The organism is Caldimonas sp. (genome assembly GCF_046291045.1).
Taxonomy (GTDB): Bacteria; Pseudomonadota; Gammaproteobacteria; order Burkholderiales; family Burkholderiaceae_C; genus Caldimonas.
Map to the genome: position 1 here is coordinate 55,253 of NZ_JBKBSL010000006.1, position 15,909 is coordinate 71,161.

14 protein-coding genes, 1 tRNA gene and 1 riboswitch are annotated in these 15,909 nt (G+C 68.1%); of the genes, 4 read left to right on the forward strand and 11 right to left on the reverse strand.

Features of this window, described 5'->3' with window-relative positions:
- Positions 1 to 4 precede the first annotated feature (4 nt).
- Both aceF and lpdA read left to right on the forward strand, forming a co-directional pair.
- The gene (gene aceF, locus ACK4ZD_RS03555) at positions 5 to 1,630 is read left to right on the forward strand and encodes a dihydrolipoyllysine-residue acetyltransferase (RefSeq protein ID WP_409658869.1); all 1,626 of its coding nucleotides are present in this window, start codon (positions 5 to 7) and stop codon (positions 1,628 to 1,630) included.
- Between the two features lie 10 nt (positions 1,631 to 1,640).
- Positions 1,641 to 3,428 (forward strand): dihydrolipoyl dehydrogenase, encoded by a 1,788-nt coding sequence (lpdA, locus tag ACK4ZD_RS03560; protein WP_409658872.1) that lies wholly within the window; start codon positions 1,641 to 1,643, stop codon positions 3,426 to 3,428.
- Positions 3,429 to 3,455: 27 nt separating this feature from the next.
- On the opposite strand, the gene ACK4ZD_RS03565 is transcribed toward lpdA, so the two are convergent.
- Together ACK4ZD_RS03565 and ACK4ZD_RS03570 are read right to left on the reverse strand one after the other, a co-directional pair.
- Positions 3,456 to 3,641 carry a hypothetical protein gene (locus tag ACK4ZD_RS03565; protein ID WP_409658874.1) on the reverse strand — a complete coding sequence of 62 codons (186 nt, stop codon included), beginning with the start codon at positions 3,639 to 3,641 and terminating at the stop codon, positions 3,456 to 3,458.
- Between the two features lie 451 nt (positions 3,642 to 4,092).
- Positions 4,093 to 6,252 carry a sodium-translocating pyrophosphatase gene (locus tag ACK4ZD_RS03570; protein ID WP_409658875.1) on the reverse strand — a complete coding sequence of 720 codons (2,160 nt, stop codon included), beginning with the start codon at positions 6,250 to 6,252 and terminating at the stop codon, positions 4,093 to 4,095.
- A 224-nt stretch (positions 6,253 to 6,476) separates the two neighbouring features.
- Here ACK4ZD_RS03570 and ppa point away from each other — a divergent pair, with 224 nt between their 5' ends.
- Both ppa and ACK4ZD_RS03580 read left to right on the forward strand, forming a co-directional pair.
- Complete coding sequence (gene ppa, locus ACK4ZD_RS03575) at positions 6,477 to 7,016, forward strand: inorganic diphosphatase (RefSeq protein ID WP_409658877.1); 540 nt, start codon at positions 6,477 to 6,479, stop codon at positions 7,014 to 7,016.
- Between the two features lie 145 nt (positions 7,017 to 7,161).
- Positions 7,162 to 7,560 carry a hypothetical protein gene (locus tag ACK4ZD_RS03580; protein ID WP_409658879.1) on the forward strand — a complete coding sequence of 133 codons (399 nt, stop codon included), beginning with the start codon at positions 7,162 to 7,164 and terminating at the stop codon, positions 7,558 to 7,560.
- Between the two features lie 60 nt (positions 7,561 to 7,620).
- Here ACK4ZD_RS03580 and ACK4ZD_RS03585 read toward each other — a convergent pair.
- The 9 genes from ACK4ZD_RS03585 to ACK4ZD_RS03625 form a co-directional block, all read right to left on the reverse strand.
- A tRNA-Asn gene (locus ACK4ZD_RS03585) sits at positions 7,621 to 7,696 on the reverse strand.
- A 36-nt stretch (positions 7,697 to 7,732) separates the two neighbouring features.
- Positions 7,733 to 9,901, reverse strand: a complete 2,169-nt coding sequence (locus ACK4ZD_RS03590; RefSeq protein ID WP_409658881.1) for a TonB-dependent siderophore receptor — start codon at positions 9,899 to 9,901, stop codon at positions 7,733 to 7,735.
- A gap of 65 nt (positions 9,902 to 9,966) precedes the next feature.
- Positions 9,967 to 10,067, reverse strand: a riboswitch (TPP riboswitch).
- A gap of 53 nt (positions 10,068 to 10,120) precedes the next feature.
- Positions 10,121 to 11,194: an NAD(P)/FAD-dependent oxidoreductase gene (locus ACK4ZD_RS03595; protein ID WP_409658883.1), complete on the reverse strand. Its 1,074-nt coding sequence runs from the start codon at positions 11,192 to 11,194 to the stop codon at positions 10,121 to 10,123.
- A gap of 9 nt (positions 11,195 to 11,203) precedes the next feature.
- Entirely contained in the window at positions 11,204 to 11,527 is a 324-nt protein-coding gene (gene fdxA, locus ACK4ZD_RS03600; protein ID WP_409658885.1) for a ferredoxin FdxA, read from the reverse strand.
- 85 nt (positions 11,528 to 11,612) lie between these two features.
- Positions 11,613 to 12,401 (reverse strand): uroporphyrinogen-III C-methyltransferase, encoded by a 789-nt coding sequence (cobA, locus tag ACK4ZD_RS03605; protein ID WP_409658887.1) that lies wholly within the window; start codon positions 12,399 to 12,401, stop codon positions 11,613 to 11,615.
- Between the two features lie 14 nt (positions 12,402 to 12,415).
- Entirely contained in the window at positions 12,416 to 13,708 is a 1,293-nt protein-coding gene (locus ACK4ZD_RS03610) for a sulfate adenylyltransferase subunit 1 (RefSeq protein WP_409658889.1), read from the reverse strand.
- Positions 13,708 to 14,667 (reverse strand): sulfate adenylyltransferase subunit CysD, encoded by a 960-nt coding sequence (gene cysD, locus ACK4ZD_RS03615; RefSeq protein ID WP_409658891.1) that lies wholly within the window; start codon positions 14,665 to 14,667, stop codon positions 13,708 to 13,710. The genes ACK4ZD_RS03610 and cysD overlap by 1 nt, the downstream gene beginning before the upstream one ends.
- Positions 14,664 to 15,416 (reverse strand): phosphoadenylyl-sulfate reductase, encoded by a 753-nt coding sequence (locus ACK4ZD_RS03620; protein ID WP_409658893.1) that lies wholly within the window; start codon positions 15,414 to 15,416, stop codon positions 14,664 to 14,666. Before ACK4ZD_RS03620 ends, cysD begins: the two co-directional genes overlap by 4 nt.
- Positions 15,413 to 15,898 (reverse strand): DUF934 domain-containing protein, encoded by a 486-nt coding sequence (locus ACK4ZD_RS03625; RefSeq protein WP_409658895.1) that lies wholly within the window; start codon positions 15,896 to 15,898, stop codon positions 15,413 to 15,415. The genes ACK4ZD_RS03620 and ACK4ZD_RS03625 overlap by 4 nt, the downstream gene beginning before the upstream one ends.
- Positions 15,899 to 15,909: the final 11 nt, after the last annotated feature.

Consider the following 15,909-nt stretch of genomic DNA (forward strand, 5'->3'; position numbering starts at 1 on the left):
GAACATGGCATTGGTCGAAGTGAAGGTGCCCGACATCGGGGACTTCAAGGACGTCGAAATCATCGAGCTGCTGGTCAAGCCCGGCGACACCGTTGCGGTGGAGCAGAGCCTGGTGACCGTGGAGAGCGACAAGGCCTCGATGGAGATCCCCTCCACGCATGCCGGCATCGTTCGCGAACTCAAGGTGAAGCTGGGCGACAAGGTCAGCGAAGGCAGCGTGCTGCTGTTGGTGGAGGCCGAAGGGGCGACGGCCACACCCGCCCCCGCGCCGGTGACTGCCGCTCCCGCGCCCATGCCGACGCCGGCACCGTCGCCCTCCGCGACGGGCGGTGTGGTCGAGGTGGTCGTGCCCGACATCGGGGACTTCAGCGATGTGGCGGTGATCGAGGTGCTGGTCAAGCCCGGCGACACCATCGTGCCCGAACAGAGCCTGATCACGGTCGAATCCGACAAGGCCTCGATGGAGATTCCGTCGTCGCACGGCGGCGTGCTCAAGGCGCTGAAAGTGGCGGTAGGTGACAAGGTGTCCAAGGGCACGCCGATCGCTCTGGTCGAGACGGCGGGCGGTACGGCCGCTGCAGCGCCATCCGCCCCCGTCGCGGCGCCGGCTCCTGCACCCGCACCCGCACCCGCTCCCGCTCCCGCTCCCGCTCCCGCTCCCGCCTCTGGCGCGACGGCCGCCCCATCGGGGCAACTGCCCCATGCCTCCCCCAGCATCCGCCGCCTGGCGCGGGAGCTGGGCGTGCCGCTGGCCGAGGTTCCCGGCACCGGCCCGAAGGGACGCATCACCCAAGACGATGTCCACCAATTCGTCAAGAAGGTCATGGCCGGTGACGTCCACACCCAGGCCCAGAAGGCCAAGGCGCCGGCCGCAGCGGCTGTGGCCGGCGGAGGGCTTCCCGGTCTGCTGCCGTGGCCGCAGGTCGATTTCAGCAAGTTCGGCCCGGTCCAACGCAAGGAGCTCTCGCGCATCAAGAAGATCAGCGGCGCCAACCTGCACCGCAACTGGGTGATGATCCCGCACGTCACCAACCACGACGATGCCGACATCACCGAGCTCGAAGCCTTCCGTGTGCAGCTCAACAAGGAGCATGAGAAGAGCGGCATCAAGGTGACGATGCTGGCCTTCCTGATCAAGGCCTCGGTCGCGGCCTTGAAGAAGTTCCCCGAGTTCAATGCCAGCCTGGACGGCGAGCAGCTCGTGCTCAAGCAGTACTACCACATCGGTTTTGCGGCCGACACGCCTAACGGCCTGGTGGTGCCGGTCATCAAGGACGCCGACAAGAAGGGCATCCTGCAGATCAGCCAGGAGATGAGCGAGCTGGCCGCCAAGGCCCGCGAGGGCAAGCTGAGCCCGGCCGAGATGAGTGGCGGCTGCTTCTCGATCTCGTCGCTGGGCGGCATCGGCGGGCGCTACTTCACACCCATCATCAACGCGCCCGAGGTGGCCATCCTGGGCGTGTGCCGATCCAGCACGGAGCCTCGCTGGGACGGCAAGGCTTTCCAGCCCCGCCTGATCCTGCCGCTGTCGCTGAGCTGGGACCACCGCGTCATCGATGGTGCAGCCGCAGCCCGTTTCAATGCCTATTTGGCTTCGGTGCTGGCGGACTTCCGCCGCGTGATGCTGTAAGGAGCGCGGCATGTCTGTCATCGAGATCAAGGTTCCCGACATCGGCGACTTCAAGGATGTCGGCGTCATCGAGGTGCTGGTCCAGCCCGGCGATGCAGTCAAGGCTGAGCAGAGCCTCATCACCGTGGAGTCCGACAAGGCGTCGATGGAGATTCCATCTCCCCGGGCGGGCGTGGTGAAGGAGCTCCGGGTGAAGGTGGGCGACACCGTCAACGAAGGCTCGGTCATCCTGTTGTTGGAGGCTGAAGGGGCGGCCGCGGCAGCGCCCGCACAGGCACCCACGGCGAGCCCCGCACCCGCGCCCGCACCCACCCCGGCGGCCGCAACCCCCCCGGCTCCCGTCGCGTCGAGTTACGCCGGTGGTGCCGACATCGAATGCGACATGCTCGTGCTGGGCGCAGGCCCTGGCGGCTACTCGGCCGCCTTCCGGGCGGCTGACCTCGGCATGAAGGTGGTGCTGGTGGAGCGCTACGCCACGCTGGGCGGCGTGTGCCTGAACGTGGGTTGCATCCCGTCCAAGGCCTTGCTGCACGTGGCGGCGGTGATGGACGAGGTGAAGCATTTCGCCGACCTGGGTGTGAGCTTCGGCGAGCCCACGGTGGACCGCGCCAAGTTGCTGGCCCACAAGAACAAGGTGGTGAGCAAGCTCACCGGGGGCCTGTCGGCCATGGCCAAGATGCGCAAGGTCACCATCGTGCGCGGCTATGGCAGTTTCGTCGATCCGCACCATGTGCAGGTCGAGGAGACCACCGGCGACGGCCAGGACAAGACCGGCAAGACGCAGACCATTCGCTTCAAGCAGGCCATCATCGCAGCCGGCTCGCAGGCGGTGCGCCTGCCTTTCCTGCCCGACGATCCCCGTATCGTCGATTCCACCGGCGCGCTGCAACTGCAGCACGCCCCGAAGCGCATGCTCATCGTGGGCGGCGGCATCATCGGCCTGGAGATGGGCACGGTGTACTCCACGCTGGGTGCGCGGCTGGACGTGGTGGAGATGCTCGACGGCCTGATGCAAGGCGCGGACCGCGACCTGGTGCGTGTGTGGCAGAAGATGAACGCGCCGCGCTTCGACCACATCCTGCTCAAGACCAAGACCGTGGCCGCCCAGGCGACGGCCGACGGCATCCTGGTGAGCTTCGAGGGCGAAGGCGCGCCGAAGGAGCCGCAGCTCTACGACTTGGTGCTGCAGGCCGTGGGCCGCAGCCCCAATGGCAAGAAGATCGGGGCCGAGAAGGCGGGCGTGACGGTGACCGACCGCGGCTTCATCCCGGTGGACCTGCAGATGCGCACCAACGTGCCGCACATCTTCGCCATCGGCGACATCGTCGGCCAACCCATGCTCGCTCACAAGGCCGTGCACGAAGCCCATGTGGCAGCCGAGGTGGCCGCGGGCCAGAAGGCGGCCTTCGACGCCCGGGTGATTCCCAGCGTGGCCTATACCGACCCCGAGGTGGCCTGGGTGGGCCTGACCGAAGACCAGGCCAAGGCCGAGGGCCGCCAGGTCAAGAAGGGTTTGTTCCCCTGGACGGCCTCGGGCCGGGCCATCGCCAACGGGCGCGACGAGGGCTTCACCAAGCTGCTCTTCGATGCCGACACGCATCGCATCGTGGGCGGTGGCATCGTGGGCACCCATGCCGGCGACATGATCGGCGAGATCGCGCTGGCCATTGAGATGGGCGCCGACGAGGTGGACATCGGCAAGACCATCCATCCGCACCCCACGCTCGGCGAGAGCATCGGCATGGCGGCCGAAGTGGCGCACGGCACCTGCACCGACGTGCCGCCGGCACGCCGTTGAGTTCGGCCCGGCAGGGGCCGGGCGGGCTCAGAACTTGAGCTTGACGCCGACCGTCAGCCCCGGCTCGGGGTGGCGGTCACCGTCGTCCACCAGACGGGCGTCCACCCACCAGCGGTCCGACACCGGGGCCCGCAGATCCAGACCCGTGGCCGGGCGTGCCGCAGCAGGCAGGGCCAGCGGTGTCGTGCGGGCCGCCCCCATCGGCGCCGACATCGGGGCTGCATCGACAAGCTGCAGGTCGAGTGCCGGCGGGGAGGCGGGAGCCGGCCGGGCGACGGGTTCCTTCTGTGGCGCCCTGGCCGGTGACGCCTTCTTCCTGGCCGGCCGCGGCACGGGCTGAACGGCTGCCGGCGCCGGTGCGGGGGCGACGAGCGCGGGCCGGGCCAAAGCGGGGGCGGCCAGCGCGACGGTCGTGTCGCGTGCCTGGGCCCATGCAGACGAGCAGGCACAGACGACGACCAGCACCGGCCAGATTCCCGGTCCGCTCAAGCCTCGAAGTCCCACGACGTTCCCCATTGCCGGCATTGAAACATGGCAGGCCCGACCCTGGCGGGTCGAACCTCGTCATCGGCGTGAAGCAATGCCCACAACCGGGCGCGGCTTGAGGGGGCACTCCACGACACAACGCCCGCGCGGGGCGGGCGTTGCAAAGGGTGGGACGGGATCAGCGGGCAGCGGGCTGGGCCGCAGCCGGCGTGACCGTGGAGGCCACGGCCTGCGCCTGGACCATCGGCGCCGCAGGCACCGACTCGGCTTTCGTGGCCGTGCTCACCGGCAGCAGCGGCACGATCAGCAGCGCGACGATGTTGATGATCTTGATCAAGGGGTTCACGGCCGGGCCGGCGGTGTCCTTGTAGGGGTCGCCCACGGTGTCGCCGGTGACGGCCGCCTTGTGGGCCTCGCTGCCCTTGCCGCCGTAGTGGCCTTCCTCGATGTACTTCTTGGCGTTGTCCCAGGCGCCGCCGCCGGTGCACATCGAAATCGCCACGAAGAGGCCGGTCACGATCGTGCCCATCAGCAAGCCGCCCAGCGCCTCGGGCCCGAGCAGCAGGCCCACCGCGATGGGCACGACCACCGGCAGCAGCGAGGGGATGATCATCTCCTTGATGGCCGCGCTGGTGAGCATGTCCACCGCGGTGCCGTACTCGGGCTTGCCCGTGCCCTCCATGATCCCGGGGATGGTCTTGAACTGGCGGCGCACTTCCTCGACCACGCTGCCGGCCGCACGGCCCACCGCTTCCATCGCCATCGCGCCGAACAGGTAGGGAATCAGGCCGCCGATGAACAGGCCCACGATCACCATGTGGTTCGACAGGTCGAAGCTCACATGGTGCCCGGCGGCTTCCAGGCCATGGGTGTAGTCGGCAAACAGCACCAGGGCGGCCAGGCCGGCTGAGCCGATGGCATAGCCCTTGGTGACGGCCTTGGTCGTGTTGCCCACGGCGTCCAGCGGGTCGGTGATGTCACGCACCGACTGGGGCAGCTCGGACATCTCGGCGATCCCGCCAGCGTTGTCGGTGATCGGACCATAGGCGTCCAGCGCCACGATGATGCCCGCAAGGCTGAGCATCGAGGTCGCGGCGATCGCGATGCCGTACAGGCCGGCGAGCAGGTAGCTGGCGATGATGGCCGCGCACACGAAGATCACCGGCCAGGCCGTGGACTTCATGCTCACGCCCAGGCCGGCGATGATGTTGGTGCCATGCCCCGTGGTGGAGGCCTTGGCCACGTGCTTGACGGGCGAGTAGTCGGTGCCGGTGTAGTACTCTGTGATCCACACCATCAGCGCCGTGAGCGCCAGGCCCACCGCGGCAGCGCCGAACAGACGAAGCTGAGTGCCGCTGGCGTAGATCGCGTCGTCGGGCATCACCCACTTCACGATGAAGAAGAAGCCGACGAGCGCGATCACGCCCGAGACGATCAGGCCTTTGTAGAGGGCTGGCATCACGTTCTTCATGCCCGGCGAGGCCTTGACCGCGCCGCAGCCGATGATGGAGGCAATGATCGAGAACCCGCCGAGCGCCAGCGGCAGCACGGCCGCCTGCATCGGGAAGGCGGTGACCATCAGCGAGCCCAGCACCATGGTCGCGATCAGCGTCACGGCATAGGTTTCAAAGAGGTCGGCGGCCATGCCCGCGCAGTCGCCCACGTTGTCGCCCACGTTGTCGGCGATCACCGCAGGGTTGCGCGGGTCGTCCTCAGGGATACCGGCTTCCACCTTGCCCACCAGGTCGGCACCCACATCGGCCCCTTTGGTGAAGATGCCCCCGCCCAGGCGCGCGAAGATGGAGATGAGCGAGGAGCCGAAGGCCAGCCCGATCAGCGGCTTGAGCACGGACGACAGTGGCGTGACCGGGTTGACCTGCCCGTTCATGATGAGGAACCAGAACAGCACCCCCACGCCCAGCAAGCCCAGGCCCACTACCAGCAATCCGGTGATCGCGCCGCCACGGAAAGCCACAGCCAGCGCCGTGTCGATGCCCCGGGTGGCCGCCTGCGCGGTGCGCACATTGGCTCGCACCGACACATTCATCCCGATGAACCCGCAGGCGCCCGAGAGCACGGCCCCGATGACGAAGGCCACGGCGGTGGCGCCGTCGATGAAGATGCCGATCAGCACGGCCAACACCACGCCGACGATGGCGATGGTCTTGTACTGGCGCGCCAGATAGGCCGCCGCTCCCGTTTGGATCGCCGCGGCGATCTCCTGCATGCGGGGGTTCCCAGCGTCTTGCTTCAGGATCCAGCTGCGTGACACGAAACCGTAGACGACGGCGGCCACGCCACACACGAGCGCAAAATACAGCGCCAAATCGGTGGACATGAAAGGGCTCCTTCCTCTGGTGATCCGATGGTGATCGAAGGCCCGTGGTCTTTGCTTGCCACGTTGGCCGGCCCATGCTACGCAAAGCCCTGCGGCGCCGCAATGACGGCTCGCCCCGTGTTTACCAGCGGACACTACGCCACTCGCACCGTGGCCGGGTGTCAGGGCACTGCAAGGGCCCTCGGTAGAATCCGGGTTTTCCCTCGCGATTCACCACATCCGCCATGAGCCTGCACAACGTGACCCCCGGCGCCAAAGCGCCCGAAGAGTTCAACGTGATCATCGAGATCCCGATGAACGCCGACCCGATCAAGTACGAGGTCGACAAGGAAACCGGCGCCATCTTCGTCGACCGTTTCATGACCACGGCCATGCACTATCCGTGCAACTACGGCTACGTGCCCCAGACCCTGTCGGACGACGGTGACCCCGTGGATGTGCTGGTGATCACGCCGTTTCCGCTCACACCCGGCGTGGTGGTGACCTGCCGCCCCATCGGCGTGCTGAAGATGGAAGACGAAGCCGGGGGGGACGCCAAGCTGCTGGCCGTGCCCACCACCAAGATCCTGCCCATCTACGATCACTGGAAGAAGCCCGAGGACATCAACCCGATGCGCCTGAAAGCCATTCAGCACTTCTTCGAGCACTACAAAGACCTCGAAGCCGGCAAGTGGGTCAAGGTGCAGGGCTGGGATGGCCCCGAGGCGGCCAAGGCCGAGGTGGCCAGCGGTATCGCCAATTACGCCAAGGCGCAGCAGCAGTGAGCTGCGCCGGGGCGCAGCCCCGGGGCCGCGATGGAAGGGCCGGCCGTGTGCCGGCCTTTTTCGTGCCGGGAGCCCGTCGGTGGGAACCGTGGGGCCACCGTCCCGGTCCCAGGCCAGGGTGTCGAATGCTTTGTCGGAGGGCATCATGCGCGTTGTGGTCTGGGCCGCGTGGGCGGTGATCGCGGTGGGGTGGACCTTGGGAGCCTGGGTGATGGCGGAACTGGCGCATTGGGCTGTGCAATCGATCGGCTCGGCCGAGGCCGGGCGCGCGGCCCAGGCCGTCTTGCAAGCGCCCCTGCCCCCGTGGCTGGGCGTTTGGATCGACCCTGCGTGGCTGGAACTCCTGCGTTCACAGCTTCAGTGGCTGATCGAAGCCGGACAGGCCGTTTTGCCGGCCGTGGGGGCCATGGCCGGCTGGATCGTGCCGCTCGTGTGGGTCGGCTGGGGCCTGGGCATGCTGACCCTGCTGGCCCTGGCCATCGCAGCCCACTGGCTGATCGGGCGCTTGAGCCGCAGCAGCCCGCGCCGCGCCCTGCCTCAGTGATCACCACGGATCACGGCAAAGACAAAGGCCCTGCACTTGCGTGCAGGGCCTCATTCATCTTGGCTCCCCGACCTGGGCTCGAACCAGGGACCTGCGGATTAACAGTCCGTCGCTCTACCGACTGAGCTATCGGGGAACAGAGCCTTGAATTATAGCCAGAAAATTCCTGGGCTCACAAGTCGGCCTGCAAGGACACGCGGAAGCTGCGGGGCGCCAGGGGGTAGAGATAGGCGTGACCGTACTGGAAGGGCGATTCGCGCCAGGCGCGCTTGTCGGTGAGATTGTCGATGCCGGCACGCCAGGTGAGTGTCGTGCCGGCCACGCGCTGCTGGTGCACCAGGCCCACGTCGAAGCGGGTCCAGGAGGGGATGCGCACGCTGTTGTCGGCCAGTACCATGCGGTCGCCTTCGTGCACCATCGCAGCGGCCAGGCGCAGGCCGGGCAGGGCATCCACGCGGTATTCCACGCCGGCCTTCACGGTGTGGCCGGGCACGTTGACAGGACGCTTGCCGTTGAGGCCCGCGTCGGCCGCACCTTCGCGGCGGGCGTGCAACCACATGGCGCTGGTGTTCAGGCGCCAGGCGCCCAGATCCCAGGTGGCACCGCCTTCCAGGCCGCGGTGATGGGCGTTGCCGTCGAACTGGCGCGTGCAGGTGTCGCCGGTGGTGTCGTCGAAACAGTCCGTGCCCAGGTCGGAGGTCACCGGGCGCTTGATGTCGAAGTAGGCCACGCCCCAGCGCAGGCTGTCGGACTGTCCCTTCAGGCCCAGTTCGACCTGACGGCTTTTCAGACTGGGCAGGGCCTGCCCGGCGTTGGTGTAACGGGCACGGTTGGGCACCACATCGGATTCGGCCCCGCGGCCCCAGCTGACGTAGACCATGTGGCGAGGCAGGAACTCGTGGCTCAGTGCCAGCCAGGGCGTGGTGACGGACTGGCGGTAGTCGGTGGCTTCGGGGTCGCCACTGGTGCTGTCGGTGCTGCGATGCAGGCGCGTGTGGCGAAGGCCTGCCCAGGCCGTCCAGCGCGGGGCCAGCTCGATGGTGTCGCGTACATAGAACTCGGTGGAGCGCTCGGTGCGGTTCGTGTTGGGGGCGGCCCGCCTGTCGGACGGCGGCACCTGGGTCTCGCCGTCGATGGTGCCGATACCGGCCCAGCGGTAGATCTGGTCTTCCAGGCGCGCCTTGTAGCGGCTGAACAGTACGCCGGCGGTGAGGGTGTGCGGCATCCCGCCCAGCTGGACGTTGCCGTCGACATGAAGGTCGAGCGCATGCGTGCGACGGTGTTCGTCGTCGCTGACGTACTCGTAGAGATCGAAGCTGCCGTCGCTGCAATAGCGGTCGTAGTTGCCTTCGGCATCGCAGCCGTAGGGAAAGGCCAGGCGGTCGTCCGTTGCCAGCCGCTGCGTGCCCAGATGGGCCGTGAGCCGCCAGCGGGCATCGACCTGGTGACGCATGCGCAGCGAGGCGGTGAGCGCCTCCATCACCACGGGCTGGCTCCAGCGCTGGTTGTTGAGGTTGATGCGGGGGTCGGTGGGCGCGGGCAGGGTGTCGCCCAGCAGGCTGAAGGCGGGTTGGCTGGGCTGGCTGCGACGGCTGGTCTCGACCTCGGCTTCCACGGTGGTGGCCGGGCTGAGGCGCCAGTCGCCGGCCACGGCCAGCAGGCGGCGGTGGCCGGTGTCGCTGCGCAGGGGCGAGTCGAGGTGTTCGTAGGCAGCGTTCACGCGCAGGCCGAAGCGTTCATCCGTGCCGAAGCGCTCGCCGAGGTCGGCCGCCGCGCCCACGGTGTGGCGGCTGCGCCAGCCTAGCTCTGCGCTGCGCACGCGGCCTTCGGGGCGTTTGACGACGAGGTTGACCAGGCCGCCCGGCGCACTGGTGCCGGCCTGGATGCCGCTGGTGCCCTTGAGCACTTCGAGTGCGGCCTTGTTGTCCAGCGGGATGGAGGTTTCGGCGTTGATGGGCAGGCCGTCGCGCCGGTAGTTGAAGCGGTTGTCGAGCACGAAGCCGCGCACGGACAGGAAGTCCCAGTAGCCCTGGGAGTTGTAGCTGTCGCTCACGGCGGCATCCAGGCTCACGGCATCGGCGATGCGAGTGGCGCCGCGGTCTTTGAGGTCGCCTTCGGGGAGGACCGCGGCTGACAGGGGCGTGCGAGCCAGCGGCACCGCACCGAAGCCGCCCACTTCGGCGCGGGCGGTGGGGGCCTGGCCGGAGACGGTGATGACGGGCAGGGCGTCGGAGACGGCCTGCGCTCGGGCGCTACAGGCCATCAGGGCAAGGCAGGCCAGCGCAATGGGGTGAAGGGCGGGGCGGATGAAGAAGGAGGAACGATGTACTGCGGCGGCCATCTGCGATCTCTTCTGGCAGGACGCAGGTGGGCGGCGGAAGGAGGAGGCCCGTGGGGAGCGGGGGCCCAGTCGTTCGGACGCTTCCCTGCGCGAGGATTACCTCAATCAGGTTCAAAGGGACTTTCTCAGTCGGGCCCTGGCAGGCCCAACACCCCTAGCGGAGCGATGCGCGGCAGGCCGCGCAACACAGCGGATTATGGCGCAGGTGCGTGTGGCGCGTCAGTCGTCGAAGGTGGGGGTCTCGACGCCCAGCACCTTGTGCAGCTTGGGGCTGGTGGTGGTGTACTGCAGGTGGATGCGCTTGTCGGGGAAGATGTAGGGCGCGGCGCCAAAGGCGGCCAGTGCAGCCTCGTGGAAGCCCGAGAGGATGAGCTTCTTCTTGCCCGGATAGGTGTTGATGTCGCCCACGGCGAAAATCCCGGGGATGCTGGTTTCGAACTTCTCGGTGTCGACCACGACCTGCTTGCGCTCCAACGCCAGGCCCCATTCGGCGATGGGGCCGAGTTTGGGGCTCAGGCCGAAGAAGACCAGCAGCACGTCCAGGGGCACGACGCGCGTCACGCCGTCGCTGCCGGTGACTTTCACGCCGGTGAGGCGGTCGCCCTGTTCCTCGATGCCGGTGATCTGGCCGATCACGAACTGCATCTCCATCGCGTCGCACAGCTCTTTCATGCGTGCGACCGAGGCGGGCGCCGCGCGAAAGCCGTCGCGGCGGTGGATCAGGATGACGCTTTCGGCCCTGTTCGGGCCGTCCTGGGCGAAGTTGAGCGTCCAGTCCAGGGCGGAGTCGCCCCCGCCCACGATGACGAGGTTCTTGCCAGCAAACTGGGCCGGGTTCTTGACGCGGTAGAAGACCTGGCGGTCGTGGTGCTTCTCGATGCCATCGACCTTCAGCAGCCGGGGCTGAAAGGCCCCCACGCCGCCGGCAATGAAGACGGTCCGGGTGATGAAGCGCGTGCCTTTGGCCGTGGCCACGTCGAAGCGTCCGTCCTCGCGGCGTCGCACCTCCGTGACTTCCTGGCCCAGGTGGAAGGTGGCACCGAAGGGCTCGATTTGCTTGAGCAGGTTGTCGGTGAGTTCCTTGCCGGTGCACACGGGCACGGCCGGAATGTCGTAGATGGGCTTGTCGGGGTAGAGCTCGATGCACTGACCACCAGGGTAGGGCAGCGAGTCGATGATGTGGGCCTTGACTTCGAGCAGGCCCAGTTCAAAAACCTGGAACAGACCCACCGGGCCGGCACCGACGATGACGGCATCGGTCTCGATGGGCAGCGTGCTCTCAGGCGCTTCCATGCATCGACCTCAACGCTTGAGCTCGGACAGCTTGCCGGTGCGGTCTTTCCACTCCTCCGCATCGGGCAGGGGCGGCTTGCGCTTGGTGATGCTCGGCCAAATCTTGGCCAGCTCGGCATTGAGTGCGATGAAATGCTGCTGGTCGCCGGGCACGTCCTCTTCCGGCAAGATGGCATTGACCGGGCACTCGGGGATGCACACCGCGCAGTCGATGCACTCGTCGGGGTCGATGGCCAGGAAATTGGGGCCTTCGCGGAAGCAGTCCACCGGGCACACGTCCACGCAGTCGGTGTACTTGCAGCGGATGCAGGCTTCGGTCACGACGTGGGTCATAGGGGGAGTCTCGAGGAATGGAGGAAACAGAGGCCGGGCCGGAGCACCGCGGCGAGCCGACCGATCGGGCGCATTGGCGAGGATTCTAAGGCCGGGGGCCGGGGCTCGTGTCTTGACCCGGGGCAACAACCTTGTCGGCCGGATCCGTGCCGTGTACTGCACAAAGCCGGCGGGTCACGGCGGTCAGGGGCCGGGCGCCGCAGCCCACGATGACCACGGCGGGGCGTCCTGCGTGCAGCACGCTGGCCTGGGCCAGGGTGGCCACGGTGTGATCGCTGTGCAGCTCGTCGGGCCAGCCGGCGCGCGAGACGACGCTGGCCGGGGTGTCGTCCGGCCAGCCGGCTTGCCGCAGGCGGCGGGACAGGGCGCCGAGCTGGCGGCCGGCCATGTAGAAGACCTCGGTGTCGGCGCAGCGGCTGGCATGCAGGTCGCCGGCGCGTGTCATGGCCGTGGTCAGGCTCACGCTGCGGCCGGCCCCGCGACGGGTCAGCGGGCGCTGGGTGCCGGCGGCCGCGGCCAGCGCCGCCGTGACGCCAGGCACCACCTCGGTGGCCAGGCCTGCGGCGGCGGCGGCTTCGAGTTCTTCTTCCAGACGCCCAAAGACGCTGGGGTCTCCGCCCTTGAGCCGCACCACCAGATCCGCCTCGCGCGCATGGCGCACCAGCAGCGCATTGATCATGGCTTGGGCCGTCGAATCGCAGAAACCACGCTTGCCCACGTGGATCCAGCGCGCCCGGGGGGCGAGTTCGCGCAGAGCTGGGTCGGTCAGGGCGTCGTACAGCACGACGTCAGCCTGGGCCAGCAGCCGGGCCCCGCGCAGGGTGATGAGGTCGGCCGCACCGGGGCCGGCTCCGATGAAGGCGATCCTGCCCATGGCGAGCGCCTGCTTCAGCCGACTGACTTTACGAGCAGGGCGCCGCTGGTGCGGTGGCTGCTCGGATCGACGACGATGAGCGCACCGCCGACGCGGTTGTCCGCATAGGGCTCGACCGGCAGCGGCTGCTGCGTCTCGACGGTGACGTGGCCGATGTCGTTGACGGCCAGCTCATGTGCCTCGGTGGGCTGCAGGCTGTGGATGTCCAGGCGGCTGTCGATGGCCGTGATGCGAGCGTGCACCCAGCGGTTGCCGTGGCGCACCCAATACTTGCGACCCACGACGGCCGGCTCGGTGTCGAGCCAGGCCAGCGTGGCCGCGAAGCGCTGGGTGGTGCGGGCCGTGCCGGGCGTGGCGATCCAGTCGCCGCGCGAGACGTCGAGCTGGCGGTCAAGCACGATGCCGGCCGATTCACCGGCCACACAGGAGGCGACCACGCTGCCGGCGCGGCGCACCTCGGCCACTACGGCGGTCTCGCCGCTGGGCACGATCTGCACGGCGTCGCCCGCCTTGACTTGGCCGTGGGCGATGCGGCCCCACAGCGTGCGCGGCTGGTTGCCGGTGCCTTCGCCTTCACGGGCCACGTACTGCACGGGAACGAGCAGGTGACCGCTGACACGCTCTTGCACCGTGGGCAGGGTTTCGAGCAGTTGTAGCAGCGAGGGGCCGTCGTACCAGGGCGCATCCAGCGGTTGGGTGACGTTGTCGCCGCGCAGGGCCGAGACGGGCACGATGCCGGCGACCTGGATGTCGGCCTGTTCGGCGAAGTCGAGCAGGGCGTTGCGCACGGCGGTGTAGGCCCGGGCGGGATCGTTCACCGCATCGAGCTTGTTGACGGCGAACACGATGCTGGGCACGCGCAGCAGGTGGGCCAGCAGGGCGTGGCGGCGTGTCTGCGGCAGCAAGGCGACCGGCTGGGCCGCCACGTCGAGCTTGGTGATGTCCACCAGCACCACGGCGGCATCGCTGCCGGCGGCAGCCGTCACCATGTTGCGGGTGTACTGCTCATGGCCGGGCGCATCGGCAATGATGAACTTGCGCTGCTTGGTGGCGAAGTAGCGGTAGGCCACGTCGATCGTGATGCCCTGCTCGCGCTCGGCCTCCAGGCCGTCGGTGAGCAGCGACAGGTCGATGGGCTGGCCTGCGGCCTTCTTCTCCAGCATGTCGAGCTGGTCGGCCAGGATGGCCCGGCTGTCGTAGAGCAGGCGACCGATCAGCGTGCTCTTGCCGTCGTCGACGCTGCCGGCGGTGAGGAAGCGCAAGGCGCGGTGATCCGCGATCTCTTGAGTGCGGACTGCGGCGTTCATTAGAAGTACCCCTCTTTCTTCCGACGCTCCATCGAGGCATCGGAGGTGCGGTCGTCCATGCGGGTGGCGCCGCGTTCACTCACGGTGACCTTGAGCGTCTCTGAGACGATCTCGACGGCATGAGCCGCCGTGCTTTCGACCGGGCAAGTGCAGGTCATGTCCCCCACGGTGCGGAAACGCACCTGGACGGTCTCGACCGTCTCGCCGGCCTGGGGCGGGGTGACCTCGGTCACCGGCACCAGAAGACCCTTGCGGCGCACGATCCGGCGGTCGTGGGCGTAGTACAGGCTGGGCAGCGGGATGTTTTCACGGGCGATGTACAGCCACACGTCCAGCTCGGTCCAGTTGCTGATCGGGAAGGCGCGCATGTGCTCGCCCGGACGGATGCGCGTGTTGAACAGCGTCCAGAGTTCAGGGCGCTGCTCCTTGGGTTGCCACTGGCCGAAGCTGTCGCGGTGGCTGAAGATGCGCTCCTTGGCGCGGGCCTTCTCTTCGTCGCGGCGGGCTCCACCGATCATCAGATCGAAGCGGTGCTCCTCGATGGTCTCGAGCAGCGTCACGGTCTGGTGGCCGTTGCGCGACTCCAGCGGGTGGGCCAGGCGCACGGTGCCGCGCCGGATCGAATCCTCCAGGTGGCCGACCACCAGGCGCTCGCCCATCTCGGCCACGCGGCGGTCGCGGAACTCGATCACCTCGGGGAAGTTGTGGCCGGTGTCCACGTGCACCAGGGGGAAAGGCAGGCGGCCCTTGAAGACGCCATTGCCCAGGTGGTTCTTGAAGGCCTTCTCGGCCAGGCGCAGCACCACGCAGGAGTCCTTGCCACCCGAAAACAGCAGGGCCGGGCGCTCGAAGGCCGCCACGGCCTCGCGCAGGATGAAGATGGCTTCTTCCTCGAGCCAGTCGAGGTGCCGGTGATCGAGTTCCGGCAGGAGTTGTTCGATGCTTGCGGGCGCGTTCACGGGCGGGCTCCGATCAGGGAAACGGCAGGGGGCGTGTCTTGGGGGACGTGCAGGCCGCATTCCTTGGCCTTTTCGTCCTCCCACCACCAGCGGCCGGCGCGGAAATCCTCGCCCACCGCGATGGCACGTGTGCAGGGTGCGCAGCCGATGCTGGGGTAGAACCTGTCATGCAAGGGGTTGTAGGGCACGTCGTTCGTGGCGATGTAGTGCCAGATGTCGTTCCAGGTCCAGTCGGCCAGCGGGTTGAGCTTGACGCGGCGCTGGTCGTCCAGGTCGCGGAAGGGCACCTCGGCGCGATGGTTCGATTGCTCCCGGCGCAGCCCGGTGATCCAGGCTTGGCGGCCTTGCAGCATGCGCGACAGCGGCTCGAGCTTGCGGATGGCACAGCAGCGCTTGCGCAGCTCGATGCTTTCGTACATGGCCTTTTCGCCGTGGTTGCGCACGAAGTGCACCACAGCCTCGTGCTGGGGTTCGTAGATCTCCACGCGCAGGCCGTAGCGCTCTTCGATGCGCGGGATGAGGGCCAGCGTCTCGGCGTGCAGCGCTCCGGTTTGCAGCGTGCCGATCGCGATGCCCAAGGTGTGGCGCGCGATCATGTCGGTGAGCACCATGTCCTCGGCGCCCAGGCTGGTGGCCTGCACGATGCGGCCGCGGAACTCGGCGGCTGCCGACTGCAGGACGGCCAGGGCATGCGCATGGCGTGCCGCATAGTCCGGCGAAGGGCGGGCGTAGAGTTCGATGGCCGTCATGACACGGCCTCCCGGCGGGCAAACAGGGGACGGTTGTCGTGCACGTCGCCCTGGTAGTAGCCGTTGAAGAAGTCGAGCGCGCGGCGGGCGGCGGCCTCGTCTTGGTCGGCGCGCAGTTGCACGGCGTCGACGCCGCTGCGGTCGAGCAGTGGCAGCATGTCCACCAGCACCTCGCCGACGGCTCGCACTTCGCCGGCAAAGCGGTAGCGGCTGCGCAGCAGCCGGGCCTGGCTGTACGCACGCCCGTCGGTCCACTTCGGGAAGTGCAGCACGACAAGACCCAGGCGGGGCAGGTCGGCCTCCAGCGCCTCGACATCGGTGTCGTTGGAGATTTGCACGCCTGCGAGCAGGTGGGCCGGCCAAGTGGCGCGCACCGCCTGCCATTGAGCCCAGCTCAGCAGGCGGTGCGCGGCGGGCCGAGGCTCGGCTTCGTCCTCGGGGGCCCGCTGCCAAGCGTCGTCGTGGGGATGAATGAACTTCATTGTCGTGTCCT